Raw genomic sequence first — 13,254 nt, forward strand, 5'->3', positions numbered from 1 at the left:
ACACTGGCGTCCTGATAGTCAGTGCTGATATACAGCCCTGATAAATAGCCCTGAAAAGTAGCCCAGTGATAGCGCTTTGCGGCACGTCGCGTCATCGCCACGCGAACTGAAGAGGAATCGACCATGGCAGCCAAGCCAGCACCCCGCACGGAACCGGCACCGCTAAACGTCAAGAAGCTGACGCGTGAAGGCAGTCTGTCGATGAACGTGGCCGACCAGCTGGAAGGTCTGATCACCGCCGGAACCATCGCCGTCGGCGAGAAGCTGCCGACAGAAAGCGGCCTGTGTGATTCCTTCGGTGTCAGCAGGACGGTGATTCGCGAGGCGGTGGCTCACCTCAAGTCGCTGGGCCTGGTCGAGGCACGGCGTGGCGTCGGCACCACGGTGATCCGGGCCGCACCGGCCGAGGCCATGCCCGCCAAGCGGATTCGTCCGACCACCGTCGAAGACATCCTGCATGTCATCGAGCTGCGGCTTAATCTGGAGCCTGCGGCGGCGGCGTTGGCCGCCGAGCGCTTCGAGGCCGACGACGAGACTCGCCTGCGTGACACCCATGCGGCCTTCGTCAAGGCTCGTCAGCAGCGTAGCCAGGCGCGTAACGAGGACTTCGAGTTCCACCACGCGATTGCCAGGGCCACCCACAATCCGTTCTTCCCTCAGGCGCTGGAGCAGCTCAACCTGAGCGCGATTCCACGCTCGAAGCTGGCGACCAGCGAGGTCAATACCGACTCCACCAGCACCTATCTCAAGCGCGTGGAAGCCGAGCACCAGGACGTTCTCGACGCGATCCTGTCACGCGACCCCGACGCCGCCAGAGCCGCCATGGCGCGCCACCTGGAACGCGCCCGGGAGACTTACCAGCAGTTCAAGGAGAAGGGTTGAGTCAGTGCCGGCGGTTGCCAGTACGTCAGTTGTCATCGGTTGACCCAGACCGTTCGACAGGGCTGCCAGTTCGATGATCTGAATCCGTTGGGCTCGGTGGGAAGCTACCGCCGGGTTCGAGGTAAGTCCGAGGTAGATAAGGACAGCGATTGACGCGGGGTTCTGGTGACAAGAGGCTGTTATCAGCCTTCACAAGCTTTCATGACCCATAGTTCGCATAATCTATATTATGTTAAATTAGGTGTTTGCCGGTTCTCCCGGACTAGCCTCTGCGCTCTGCATCATCCCTATCGATGGACGTTAATGATACGGTGCCGGCTTTCTGTACCATCCGTTTCCGCCCCATCCATTTCTGCCCCATCCATCCGGCTCCCCTCTGTTGACACGCTCATCGCCGCTTGCACCTCTGGCGGTTCAGGATGAAAACGCCGGATCATACGTGACCTCCCCGGTCGGCATACCTTCGCGATCATCCAACGGCAGCGCCAGAAAAAACTCAGCCGGCACTTGGGCGAGCCATAGCCCCGGATGTCGCGAAAAGCCGAAGCGCCCGTAGTACTCGGGCTCACCCAGCACGACCACACCAGCGGCGCCTTGCTCTTGCATGCGCCCAAGTCCTTCGCGGATCAGGCGTGCGCCGATGCCCTTGCGCTGACATGCCGGCGCTACTGCTACAGGGCCAAGCCCAAACCAGGCTGTCGCCTGGCCATCGATCAGCACCGGTGACAGACACAGATGCCCGACGATCATGCCCTGGTTGTCCGCCACCAAGGATAGTGTCAGGCGTTCGCTTGCCCTCAGCGCTCTGACGATCAGGTGTTCTGTAGGCCTTGTGCCCGGTGCATGCTGGGGATGGCCGTCGAAGGCCGCAAGAATCAATGCTTCGATGGCGTCGTGATCTCTTGGAGCTTCTTCACGAACAATCATTGGCGATCTCCGATGGCGCGCACATACCCACGACCGACACGGTTGCTGCCGCCAACAGGTTCGAACCAAGGCTACCTGGGGTCGAACTCACGCTCGATCTCACGTTCGATTTCACATCGTGCCACACCGTCGCCTGAAACCCGTCCTCCGGCATCCAGGCAGGCGTCCTGGAGATGCCAGAGCTGGTAACGGCTTCCTGCGTAGAACCCCATGACGAGTCCGGCGACCAGCGCCGTGATGACGATAACAGCTATCGTGCGTCTTCCCTGACGATGTCTGGCTGCCATGGTGATGTCCGGATAGAAAAGATCTTGCTGACCGACGGTGATCAGTCGCCCAACGCTTCCAGCACCAGTTCGGCCACGCGTCGGCCCGAGGCGGGATTTTGCCCGGTGACCAGCCGCTCATCGACCACGGCGAATGGCTCCCAGGCGCGATCCGCCTTCAGATAGAGTCCGCCACGCTCGACAAGCTCCGTTTCGGTAAGAAACGGCACGATGTCGTCGAGCTTGGCCAAGTGCTCCTCGTGATTGGAGAAGCCGGTCACCTTCATGCCCTTGATCAGGTATTCCCCATCATCCCGGGTCACATTGAGCAAGCCCACGGCACCGTGACACACAGAGGATACGATGCCATCTGCCTCGTAGATGTCCCGACACAGGCGTTGGAGCGTCTCGTTGCCCGGAAAGTCCCAGATGACCCCATGCCCGCCCGCCAGATAGATTGCCCGATAGTCCGCTGCGTTGACCTCGTCCAGGGCCAGCGTCGTACCCAGGCGGTTCATGAAGTCCTTGTTCTGATAGTAGTCCCAGTCAATCGCCTCGGCGGCCGCCAGACTGTGGGGATCGATGGGCGTATAGCCCCCCTTGGGGCTTGCGATGTCGCAGGTCCAGCCAGCCTGTTCGACATGATCGATGAAATGCACGGCTTCACCTAGCCACAGACCCGTGGCTCGATCATGATTGGGATACTTGGCGTGACTGGTCACTACCACAAGAATCTTGTTGTCCATGGCGAGGGCTCCGACGAGAACGTTGAACCTTGTAGTCGACTATGTCGCTATCTTGTTGCGTTATTGTAGTCAGCCTCGTGCTAGCTTCAGCAAAGCACGAAAGGTTCTGCATAGTAGAAGCGGAATGCCCAGGGGCGTGTATAGGGACTTGTGTAGCCGCCAATACTCAGGCAACTCCTTGGTTCTATTGTCCCGATTTCTGATGAGGTAGACATGAGCCCCGCCCAGTAGACACCCTAGCGCTTTTCCAGGGGTGCGGGCTCGGGATTGTAGGCGGTTCTCAGCAGTACAGCGGAGCACCTGAGGCGTGATCAACCCGGCCCCAGCATGGACAGCGCTGGCGTCGCTCCTTATCATCGCTTCAATTTGTCTCGTTCGATTGCTTTCTTCGGGAGCGATCTTTGCGAGTCTCACCTTTTTTGTCGATGCCGATACAAGGACGCTAGCGTCATGCCCCTCCGACCGACTCGTTTTCTTTCCTTGGCCGCCGCCGCGATGCTCGGTGGCTGTGCACTGGCACCGGTCGACGCTCCGCCTCCCCCCGAACCTCTCACGCCTTCGGAATTCCACGCCGAGATCCGAGGGCTCGAGACGCGCCTGGCGGGACGCTGCGACCTGACCCACGACATGCTCAGTGAACAGGCGGCGCAGGATCGCCGCATGACCGCCGATATCCGCGAAGTCGGTAGCCTGCTGCGCGGCGTACGCCAGGATCTGGCCGGGCTCGAGCGCGGCAGCGCGGAGCCCGGTCCTCGGACGACGCAGTGTGAGGCCAGCACCGAGTCCGGTATCGACAACAAGGAACTGCTGGGTCGCAGCGAGTGGGTTGGCTTGCCCGATGTGGGCACCTATCTGAAGGCGCGGATCGACTCCGGGGCCAATACCTCATCGCTGTCTGCTACCGATGTCACCACCTTCGAACGGGATGGCGACGAATGGGTGCGCTTCAAGCTGGGCCTCAATGAAGAGGATTCGGTGGTCGAGGCCGTGCGCGATGAATGGATCGAGGCACCGGTAGAACGCAAGGTGACCATCGTCCAGGCCAATGGTGAAGAAAGCCGCCCCGTGGTCAGTCTGCTGATGACCCTCGGCCCGCTGCGTGAACAGGTCGAATTCACCCTGAACGACCGCACCCACCTGAGCTATCCCGTCCTGCTTGGCCGTCGTTTCCTGTTGGATATCGCCGTCATCGACGTGGCCCGCCACTACCTGCACGACCGTCCCGAATTCCCAGGAGGGGAATCGGCCAGCGAAGCCGCCGACGAGGAAGCGGCCGATCGTGATGATCAGGAACAGCCCTGAGATAACGCAGTGTGCCGACGCCCCGGGGCGTCGGCCTTTCGCTCCCGATTAAGGAAGACCCATGTCCAGACTGCCCTTTTATCTGATCGTCGCCCTGCTGATGGTGGTTGGCATCGCGATGAGCATTCACCGCCACGTGGAGTTCGAGGTCCCCTGGACGCCGGGCGAACAGCGCCAGGTCTGGGAAATCGAGGCTCAGGTCACCTTCGATGGCCAGGGCGAGCCGGCCAAGGTGGACATGGCCCTGCCCTCCTCTCAGGACGGCTTTCGTGTGCTGACCGAGCACACCGCCTCGCCGGGTTATGGCCTGGCGTTCCTGCAGGAAAACGGCGCACGTCGCGCCGAGTGGTCCACCCGCGAGGCGGTGGGCGATCAACGCCTCTACTACACCGCCCAGGTACTGGTGACCGAAGGTGCCCGCAAGGCAACCACTCCGCCCCCGCCGCCGCCGGTGACCGATGTCGCCTGGGAGCGTCCCTACGACACCGCCGCCCAGCAGGTGATCGACCGCGCCTGGGCACGCTCGTCCGACGCCTTTACCTTCGCCCGTGAATTGCTGAGCGAATTCGCCGATGACCGCCAGGGGGAAAATGCCAGGCTACTGCTGACCCAGTTCGATCGTGTGCCGCTGGCCGTGCGCCTGTTGAACCAGGCCGGCGTTGCCGCCCGTGAGGTCAGTGGCCTGATGCTCGACAGCGGCCGTCGGCGCCAGAGCCTGACCTCATGGATACAGGTCTATGACGGCGACAGGCGCGCACTGTTCAATCCGGCCACCGGCGAACAGGGCAAGCCCGACAACCTGTTGATGTGGGAAAGCGCGGGCAATGCCGTGCTCGAGGTGGAAGGCGGTCGCGATTCACGTATTTCCTTCTCCATGCTGGTACGCAACCAGCCCGCCGCGGCGGCAGTACGCAGCCAGCTCGCCGAGGACAGCGATACCCTGCTCAACTTCTCGATTCACAGCTTGCCGCTCGAGGAGCAGGCACTGTTCCAGACCATCCTGCTGATCCCGATCGGTGCGCTGGTGGTGGTGCTGCTGCGGGTGCTGATCGGCATCAAGACGTCCGGTACCTTCATGCCGGTACTGATTGCCCTGGCCTTCATCCAGACCACCCTGCTCACCGGCCTGGTCGGGTTTCTGCTGGTGGTGGCCGTCGGTCTGGTCATCCGCAGCTATTTGTCACACTTGAATCTTTTGCTGGTGGCCAGGGTGACGGCGGTGATCATAACGGTGATAGCGATCATCTCGATCTTCACCGTGCTGTCCTATCGCTTTGGCCTCAATGCGGGCCTGACGATCACCTTCTTCCCGATGATCATCCTGTCGTGGACCATCGAACGGATGTCGATCCTGTGGGAAGAAGAAGGCCCCAAGGAGGTGCTGATCCAGGGCGGCGGCAGCCTGCTGACCGCGGTACTGGCCTATCTGGCGATGAACAATCCTTGGATTCGCCACATCACCTTCAACTTCCTCGGCCTGCAGCTCATCCTGATGGCGCTGATCCTGCTGCTGGGCAACTACACCGGTTACCGGCTGCTCGAACTGCGTCGTTTCAAGCCGGTCACGGAGGACTGAGCCATGCTCAACTGGACCAGTCCCGGCAAGCTCAAGGCCAAGGGCATCATCGGCATGAACCGGCGTAACATCCGTTACATCGGTCGCTACAACAGTCGCAAGCTGTATCCGCTGGTGGATGACAAGCTCAAGACCAAGCTGTTGGCACAGGAATACGGCATCACCACGCCGGAGCATATCGGTACGGTGTCGACCCAGTTTAGTGTCAAGCACATCAGCGAGATGCTGGCGGGCCACAACGGTTTTGTGATCAAGCCGGCCAAGGGCAGCGGCGGCAAGGGCATCCTGGTCATCGAGCGAGTCGAGGGCAAGCACTTCATCAAGCCCAGCGGCGCGGAGCTGGATATCGAGGATGTCGAACGCCACGTCTCCAATATCCTTTCGGGGCTCTATTCGCTTGGGGGCTCCCCGGACGTTGCCCTGGTCGAGGGGCTGATCAACTTCGATACCACCTTCGCTGCCTATACCTACGAAGGGGTGCCGGATATCCGTGTCATCGTGTTCAAGGGCTACCCGGTGATGGCGATGATGCGGCTGTCCACCGCCGCCTCCGACGGCAAGGCCAACCTGCACCAGGGTGCGGTGGGCGTCGGTATCGATATCGCCAGCGGGCGCGCCGTACGAGGCGTCCAGTTCGATCGTTCGCGCACCGATCATCCCGATACCGGCCACGAACTGGCCAGCCTGCAGATCACTGGCTGGACCACCCTTCTCGAGCTCGCCTCCGGCTGCTACGAGATGACCGGGCTTGGCTATCTCGGCACCGACATGGTGCTCGATCGTGATCGCGGCCCCATGTTGCTCGAGCTGAACGCCCGCCCTGGCCTGGCGATCCAGATGGCCAATGGCGAAGGCTTGCGGCGACGCCTCGATCTGATCGAGGCGCAGACCGAGGAGCGCAGCGCTGCCGAGCGGGTGGCCTTCGCCCAGCACCATTTCGCCCGCCAGGGCGAGCTGCAGGAAGCCCCGGCAGAAGCCATTTGACAGTTTCGCGTGTCTGGCCCGCCGGCGGGCCAGCGCGTAGACTAGGTTGCCGCTTCGTGAATATTGGACCCCATGACCGAAACCGCCCTGCTACAACAGGCTGAAGCTCACTGCGCACATCGTGGCGTGCGTTTCACCCCCATCCGGCGCCGTGTACTGGAACTGATCGGTGAGGCCAGCGGTGGCCTCAAGGCTTACGATCTGCTGGATCGGCTAGCCAAGGATCACGCCGCCGCGCGCCCCCCGACGGTGTACCGTGCGCTGGAGTTCCTGATCGAACAGGGGCTGGTACATCGCATCGAGTCGCTCAATGCCTACGTCGCCTGTCCCTGCCCCGAGCATGCCCATCGCTTCCAGTTGCTGATCTGCCGGGACTGCGGGCGCGTCGAGGAATTGCACCTCGACGAGATCAACGAGCAACTGGCAAGTCGTGCCAGGACGCTGGGCTTCCAGGTACAGCGCCAGACCATCGAACTGCTTGGCCTGTGCCAGGCCTGCCAAGGCAGCAACAACGATGGTGCCGAGGAGCGTGCCGATGCCACCGCTGATCCAGTCGATACAGCCTCTTCCACCCCCAAGGACGCCACCTGAGCCCCATGACCGACCTGCTCAAACGCCTCGAGCGCGAACCCTGCGATAGCCGTCATTCTCTCGAAGAGGTGCTGGCCAATGTGCGATTCAACGGCGATGGCCTGCTGCCGGCCATCGCCCAGCAGCACGATAGCGGCGAAGTCCTGATGATGGCATGGATGAACCGGGAGGCGCTGGAGGAAACGCTGCGCACTGGCCGGGTATGCTACTACTCCCGCTCCCGCGCCAAGCTGTGGCGCAAGGGCGAGTCTTCCGGCCAGCAGCAGCATCTCAAGAGTGCGTCGCTGGACTGTGACGGCGATACCCTGCTGCTGCAGGTCGAGCAGACCGGTCCGGCCTGCCATACCGGCCGTCGTAGCTGTTTCTATCTGTCCCTGGAAGCGGACAGCGCCCGCATCAACAGCGCTGCGCTGATCGATCCTGATGAGCTCTACACCAAGGGACCCTGAGTCATCAGCGACGGCCGGGGCTGACAGCAGCCGTGGTCGCGATGATCGATCGCCCCCCGCGCAGGAGCCATCACCCCGGGCGCGCGGACCGAAGCGCTGGCTGGCATGGCCGTTACTGGCGCTGATTCGCCTCTACCAGGGTGTCATCAGCCCATTGCTGGGCCCACGCTGTCGCTACTGGCCAAGCTGCTCGCACTACAGTCACGAAGCCATCGTGGTTCACGGTCCGATACGGGGCGGTTGGCTAGCGCTCAAGCGTATTCTGCGCTGCCATCCCGGCGCCAAGGGCGGCATCGATCCTGTGCCTGGCGGGCCCAGCGAGAGGCTGTGCCGCCAGGACCCGGAGCTCGACGAGCGGTTTGAGGTGCGCGGCGACAGCGACTCGAGATCAGCGGACTGACGCGGGCGCCTCGTCGACGCCCAGGGTTCAAGGGTCAGGCGGCTTCCTGCTCAGCGACGCGATAGATGCGCTCGAGCATGGCGTTGAGGCCATTACTGCGGGTCGGCGACAGGTGCTTGTCGAGGCCCAGGTCCTTGAGAAAATGTGGACTGGTGGCGAGGATGTCGCTGGGCTTTCGAGCGTTGTAGATGCGCATCAGCACGGCGATCAGCCCTGACACGATAGCGGCGTCCGAGATGGCGGCAAAGTGCAGGGTGTCGCCCTGGCGCTCGTGGTGCATCCACACATTGGACTGACAGCCCTGAATCTTCAGCTCGTCACGCTTGTGCTCATCGGGGAAGGCCGGCAATGCCTTGCCCATGTCGATGATGTACTGATAGCGGTCCATCCAGTTGTCGAACAGTTCAAACTCTTCCAGCAGCTCCTGCTGGGCCTGTTCTGCGGTACTCGTCGTGGTCATGGTGACTCCCTAGAATGCTGCCAGGATTATACCTGCCAGGCCCCGCCGTCGTCCTCCCCCGGTCAGCCCCGGTTCGGAGAACCCGGCCAGGCGTCATGCTAGAATTCGTCCTGAGCGGGTGACAACGGAACACTCGCTGTCGCTCGCCGCCTAAGCTACATAAAGAGATCGACATGCAAGCGCCAGACCCCCAAGGACAGGGCCCGCATCGCTCACGTGATAGACGACTCGATGCACTGGAAAAGGAGCTCGACCAGTATCTGGGCTCGTCACGGGCCGACAAGACCGGCACGCCGGCCTCCGAGCGAGGCCTGACGCAGCAGCAGCTGGAAGAGATCATCGCTCACCTGGCTGCCCAGCGGCGGGCCAAGCGAGCGGCCATCCTTACCAATTTGCTGGATCTGGCCGATCGCGCGGGCACCACCGTCGGCGCACTTTCGCTGATTGCGCTGTTCTTCGCCGACAAGGATAGCTCGGGGGCGACGCTGGTGGTGGCCAGCACGGCCAAGCCGCTTTGGGGCGCCTTCGTTGGCTTTGGCCTGGCACTCGTGGCATCCTATGCCAAGGCCCTGCTCACCTGGAGGGACAAGTGATGACATTCCATATCGCCATGCTGATCATGCTGGGCGCCACCTTGGCGCTGGCAGTGGCCGCCTACCGACTCGACCGTGGCTACAAGTCCGACGTCAAGGCGCTCACCGAGCACGCCAATCGTTATATCGCCCGAAAGCGCGGCCCCCTCGAGCACTAGGCTTGCCTGGTGGCTCCATTGGCGGGCTCTACTAGCCGCCCCCAGCCAGAAACCTGTCCAGGGGCGCTGTTTCTTCATTCCTTGTTCTCCCCCTTCCCTTGACCCCATTTTGCCCCTTCTGCCTGGCCAAGGCCGTGCAGCGACTGCTGGCGATGCCACTCCTCGTCTTCGGTATGAAGGTAGCGTGACGTCGTCTCCAGGCGTGAGTGACGTGCCGACTGCGCCAGATAACGAAGCTCCACGCCCGCCTGGGCCTGATGGGTCAGAGCGGTATGCCTGAGCCAGTGCGGCGTAGCCTGTCGTAGCCGTGCCACCGCCTGGGGATCCCCGCCCTGCTCTTCCAGGCGGTCCGCGGCCTGGCTGAAGGTCGTGCGTATCAGTCGGTACAACTGGTTGTCACCCAGCGCGGTCTTTCCATCCAGGCGTCTCAACAGTGGCGCCGGGTCTCCGGCGGGATCGGCCGGCTCGCCGTAGAGCGTCCGCGCCTCCCGGACCAGCTCGATCATGTCGGGCGGCACCGGAATCTCGGCAAACTTGCCGCCCTTGCCGACCACCTGCCACCACCAGCGCCCTTCCCGCCTCACCAGATCCTCCATGCGCGCCTGGCTCATCTCGTTGATCCGCGGGGCCAGCAGGTAGGCAAAGCCGAACACCAGTCGCCGCCTGGTCCAGAGAAATCTGGCTCGTCGGTCGGCACCTGGCTCCAGCGGCTCGTTGAGCCAGGCCCACAACCAGTCCCACAGCGGACGCTCCAGATAGCGCTCGACACGCCGCTGACCATTGTTGAGTCGCCTGCGCTTGTCGCGCATCAGTCGAAACGGGTTGCGCGACAGCCAGCCCGCCTCCACCAGCCAGGCCATCATGCCTTGCAGGATCACCAGACTCTGGCGCCGACTTGCCGGCGACAGTGGGCCACGAAACGGTCGCCAACGAGGATCCTGACGCGGCCTGACCGGGCCTATCCACTGTTCGCGGGGGCGCGGGTCGGCGAGAAAGGCCTCGAACTCATCAAGGTGAGCCCGGGTCATCTGGGCCAGCGAAAGGTGACGCTCTTCAAGCCACAGCAGCAACCGCTCGGCCTCGCGGCGGTAGGCGCGCTGGGTCTGCGCACTGCCGGCGTATTCGGCAAGCCAGTGGGCCACCGCCTGCCAGTCATCTTCCGCCTCGATCAGGGCCTGCGGGGACGACGAAGATGGTAATTCGCCCTCAACCAGGGTGCCCCGCGGCATGCTGTCGATGACCGCCCTGCCGTCCTGTGCCTGTACCGGAGGTGTCTTGCTCATATGACCTGCCCATTGGCTTGCGCCATTGCGTGTCGTCGCTTGGCGCGGCTGAATAGATAAAAAGTCCTGCTGACCAGCTGGCCGCTCAAGACACCGATGGCCACATCCGGTTGCGCGCGGCCAATGTGCGAGAACGCGATAGTGCGCAGCCTGGTTGCGCCGGTATCTGGGGGCTCGGGTATGCTGATGTATGAACGACAGGGAGCCGTCGAGATCGATCATGAGTCACAACCAGCATTTCGTTGCCCGTGGCTTCGGGGACTTCGTTCACCGGGTTGGTGCCACCATCGCGGCACTCAGTGTCATGGGCGGCCTATTCACGTCTCAGATACCCGCACTCCTTTCGCTCGCGGGGGTGCTGCTGGGGATTGGCTGTGCAGCTCTCGGAATCACTACTAAGAAGAGGTTTTCCTCTGAGGAGGGCGTATGACACCGGATATTCTCGAATCCCTGAAGACGTTCCTGTTCGTGGCTTCGCCGCTGATCATTCTGGCGCTTGGAACGGCAGCTTATGCCAAGTGGCGTGGGCATAACCCCTGATGCCCTGCTGTCAGGGTGGCTTGACCGCTACTCACCTGCCCGCCCTCTCCCGCCCTCGTGCTTCTCTACTTTTGCCGCTCTCTATTCTGGCCCTTCTCTGATCTAGCCATTCTCAGCTCTCGCTTTTCCCCGGCCTGGCCCTTCTCTGCTCTAGCTCTTCTCTAGCCATTCTTCGCTCTCGCTTTTCCCCGGTCTGGCGCTGCCATGCCCGCGCTCTTTCCTGCTCTCGTTTTTCCCTGCTCCAGGCTAGCCAAAGGCCGCCTCGCAGGCGAAAAAGGTAATCGTGTAACGCATTGATTTTAAACTAGTCATTATCAAAAGAAGAACTTCTCCCGTAGACGCTCTCTACCCGCCCTTGTTCGACGTCAACGAGAAGGCGCACCGCTTCTACCGCTGCAACCAACTCGCCGCAGCCCTTCCCGCGCTATACGACGCCAGCTTCTCCCATGCATTCGCAACGAGCGCTGATCGTTTTAGTCTGCCCCTGTAGGTGCAAAAATTCAAGATAAGGCGCGTAATCTTGATTTAGCGTCGCATATCATAAATATGCGTACGTATTTACGCATTATGTAATTACACGTACTATCGCCTTTGCTTAATGGAAATGATGGCTGGCGGCATCAGCCGCCCCCTCATGAAGCTGGCAGGGGTTCGCAGGAGTGTGAGCACCGCTCACGTGACGTCACCGCACGGCAGTGCCAACGGGTGTCACAGAAAGCGAACCGGAGCATGGCGAGCGAGGGGGCATTCAGGCATGATCAGCCGCTGGCGGATTCGACCACCGCATCAAGGAGAGCTTCATGGCCCGTACCGGGATCACCTACGACGACGTTCAACGAGCGGTGGACACCCTGCTCAAGCAGCAGGAAACCCCCAGCGTTCAGAAGGTCCGAGAGATACTCGGCACCGGCAGCTTCACCACCATCAGCGAGCATCTGCGCGATTGGCGTTCGCGCCGGGAAGAGCGACGAGACGTTCCGCCCCCCCAGGGGATGCCCGTGGAGCTTCAGGGACTGGCCGAAGAGCTCTGGAGCAAGGCCCAGGAGGCGGCGGCGGAAAACCTGGCCCACTATCGCCAGGAGGCCGATCGCAACGTGGAAGGCGCGCTTGAAAAGGTGGCCGCCGCTGATCGTCGCGCCGAGGACGCCGAACAGCGCGAAAGCGCCCTGTCGGCCCACCTGTCATCCATGGAGCAGCGTCTGCAGGAGGCGGCCTCGGAGTCGGCACGGCTGGCGAGCGCCAATCAGGCACTGGAGCAGCAGCTCATCAAGGAAGGCGAGCGCGCCACCCAGCTCGAAGCTCAGCTTTCCCGTCTGCAGCAGGACAAGGAACGTGAAGGCAGGGAGTACCAGCAGGCGCTGGATGAACAGCAGAAACAGCATCGCGAGCGCCTGGCCCAGGAAGAACAGCGCCACGAGGCCGCCGAGGCGCGGCTGATGGCCATGCTGGACGAGGCGCGCCAGGAACGACAAAGCGCGGAAAAGGCCCATGCCCAGCGGCTCAAGCAGGCTGACCAGCGCCAGGAGGCATTGCAGCAGCAGCTTCAGGCACTGCGGGGCGAGCTGTCAGACGAGGAAAAGCGCCATCGCGAGACGCAGATGGAGCGCTCGAGAGCCGAGGAGAACCTGCGCGCCCGAGGCCACGAAGTAGACCTGCTCAACGAGCGCATCGAAGAGCAACGGCGCCTGCTGGCGAATCAGTCAGAGCGACTCAAGGCACTCGAGGCCAAGCTGGACGAGAAGATCTGGGCACTGGCCAGGCAGCAACGGGAGCGTCCCGACGACAACCAGAGCACATCCGGCGGAAACGGCAAGCAAGAGACCCCGTCCTTCTAGCACGGTTCTCTCGTTAGGCCCTCGTTAGGCCCTCGCCCAGCTCTCTGCCAGTCAACTCTCCGGACCAGTTCTACTGGCCGGCTGTCGTGGCGAGGTCTATCGACCGCAGGAAGCATCACCTGGTTCTGGCCGCTCAAGGTAGTCTGCATTGACGTGGCCCGCAGAGTCAGGGGCCTGTCGACTCCAAGGCGCCATCGACCGAGCGAGGCAAAGGGTCAGGACACGAAAACGCCACTCCGTGGAGCGGCGTTGATGATTGCGC

The 13,254-nt window shown here is 62.3% G+C and carries 15 protein-coding genes; 10 read left to right on the top strand and 5 right to left on the bottom strand.

The features are described 5' to 3' along the window. Positions 1–123: 123 nt before the first annotated feature. Positions 124–882, top strand: a complete 759-nt coding sequence (locus NKF27_RS10135) for a FadR/GntR family transcriptional regulator (RefSeq protein ID WP_213227835.1) — start codon at positions 124–126, stop codon at positions 880–882. A gap of 414 nt (positions 883–1,296) precedes the next feature. Here the strand turns inward: NKF27_RS10135 and NKF27_RS10140 are convergent, their stop codons facing one another. The 3 genes from NKF27_RS10140 to NKF27_RS10150 all read right to left on the bottom strand — a co-directional run bounded on the left by NKF27_RS10140 (position 1,297) and on the right by NKF27_RS10150 (position 2,821). Continuing rightward, the gene (locus NKF27_RS10140; protein WP_253556329.1) at positions 1,297–1,809 is read right to left on the bottom strand and encodes a GNAT family N-acetyltransferase; all 513 of its coding nucleotides are present in this window, start codon (positions 1,807–1,809) and stop codon (positions 1,297–1,299) included. A 71-nt stretch (positions 1,810–1,880) separates the two neighbouring features. Continuing rightward, a complete protein-coding gene (locus NKF27_RS10145; protein WP_253556331.1) occupies positions 1,881–2,096 on the bottom strand; it encodes a hypothetical protein in 216 nt (71 codons plus the stop codon). A 41-nt stretch (positions 2,097–2,137) separates the two neighbouring features. Then, positions 2,138–2,821, bottom strand: coding sequence for a type 1 glutamine amidotransferase domain-containing protein (locus tag NKF27_RS10150; protein ID WP_108133626.1), 684 nt, complete (start codon positions 2,819–2,821; stop codon positions 2,138–2,140). Positions 2,822–3,271: 450 nt separating this feature from the next. On the opposite strand from NKF27_RS10150, the gene NKF27_RS10155 reads away from it, so the two are divergent. The 6 genes from NKF27_RS10155 to yidD all read left to right on the top strand — a co-directional run bounded on the left by NKF27_RS10155 (position 3,272) and on the right by yidD (position 8,123). Then, positions 3,272–4,123, top strand: coding sequence for an ATP-dependent zinc protease (locus tag NKF27_RS10155; protein ID WP_108133627.1), 852 nt, complete (start codon positions 3,272–3,274; stop codon positions 4,121–4,123). Positions 4,124–4,184: 61 nt separating this feature from the next. After that, positions 4,185–5,699: an inactive transglutaminase family protein gene (locus NKF27_RS10160; protein WP_253556333.1), complete on the top strand. Its 1,515-nt coding sequence runs from the start codon at positions 4,185–4,187 to the stop codon at positions 5,697–5,699. 3 nt (positions 5,700–5,702) lie between these two features. Then, positions 5,703–6,683, top strand: coding sequence for an alpha-L-glutamate ligase-like protein (locus NKF27_RS10165; protein ID WP_045992077.1), 981 nt, complete (start codon positions 5,703–5,705; stop codon positions 6,681–6,683). Between the two features lie 72 nt (positions 6,684–6,755). Continuing rightward, positions 6,756–7,274, top strand: coding sequence for a Fur family transcriptional regulator (locus tag NKF27_RS10170; RefSeq protein WP_253556335.1), 519 nt, complete (start codon positions 6,756–6,758; stop codon positions 7,272–7,274). A gap of 5 nt (positions 7,275–7,279) precedes the next feature. Next, positions 7,280–7,723 carry a phosphoribosyl-AMP cyclohydrolase gene (gene hisI, locus NKF27_RS10175; protein WP_253556336.1) on the top strand — a complete coding sequence of 148 codons (444 nt, stop codon included), beginning with the start codon at positions 7,280–7,282 and terminating at the stop codon, positions 7,721–7,723. Between the two features lie 100 nt (positions 7,724–7,823). Further along, a complete protein-coding gene (gene yidD, locus NKF27_RS10180) occupies positions 7,824–8,123 on the top strand; it encodes a membrane protein insertion efficiency factor YidD (RefSeq protein WP_253556454.1) in 300 nt (99 codons plus the stop codon). A gap of 34 nt (positions 8,124–8,157) precedes the next feature. On the opposite strand, the gene NKF27_RS10185 is transcribed toward yidD, so the two are convergent. Beyond that, the gene (locus NKF27_RS10185; protein WP_253556338.1) at positions 8,158–8,583 is read right to left on the bottom strand and encodes a SufE family protein; all 426 of its coding nucleotides are present in this window, start codon (positions 8,581–8,583) and stop codon (positions 8,158–8,160) included. Between the two features lie 173 nt (positions 8,584–8,756). Between NKF27_RS10185 and NKF27_RS10190 the strand changes: the two genes are divergently transcribed. Both NKF27_RS10190 and NKF27_RS10195 read left to right on the top strand, forming a co-directional pair. Further along, on the top strand, positions 8,757–9,176 hold the full coding sequence (locus NKF27_RS10190; RefSeq protein ID WP_045992081.1) for a hypothetical protein: 420 nt from the start codon (positions 8,757–8,759) through the stop codon (positions 9,174–9,176). Beyond that, complete coding sequence (locus NKF27_RS10195) at positions 9,176–9,334, top strand: hypothetical protein (RefSeq protein ID WP_156088610.1); 159 nt, start codon at positions 9,176–9,178, stop codon at positions 9,332–9,334. The genes NKF27_RS10190 and NKF27_RS10195 overlap by 1 nt, the downstream gene beginning before the upstream one ends. Before the next feature lie 74 nt (positions 9,335–9,408). On the opposite strand, the gene NKF27_RS10200 is transcribed toward NKF27_RS10195, so the two are convergent. Continuing rightward, positions 9,409–10,563 (bottom strand): site-specific integrase, encoded by a 1,155-nt coding sequence (locus NKF27_RS10200; RefSeq protein WP_253556455.1) that lies wholly within the window; start codon positions 10,561–10,563, stop codon positions 9,409–9,411. A 1,394-nt stretch (positions 10,564–11,957) separates the two neighbouring features. Between NKF27_RS10200 and NKF27_RS10205 the strand changes: the two genes are divergently transcribed. After that, positions 11,958–12,992 carry a DNA-binding protein gene (locus NKF27_RS10205; protein ID WP_253556340.1) on the top strand — a complete coding sequence of 345 codons (1,035 nt, stop codon included), beginning with the start codon at positions 11,958–11,960 and terminating at the stop codon, positions 12,990–12,992. Positions 12,993–13,254 lie beyond the last annotated feature (262 nt).

Source organism: Halomonas sp. DN3, assembly GCF_024137905.1.
GTDB lineage: Bacteria > Pseudomonadota > Gammaproteobacteria > Pseudomonadales > Halomonadaceae > Halomonas > Halomonas litopenaei.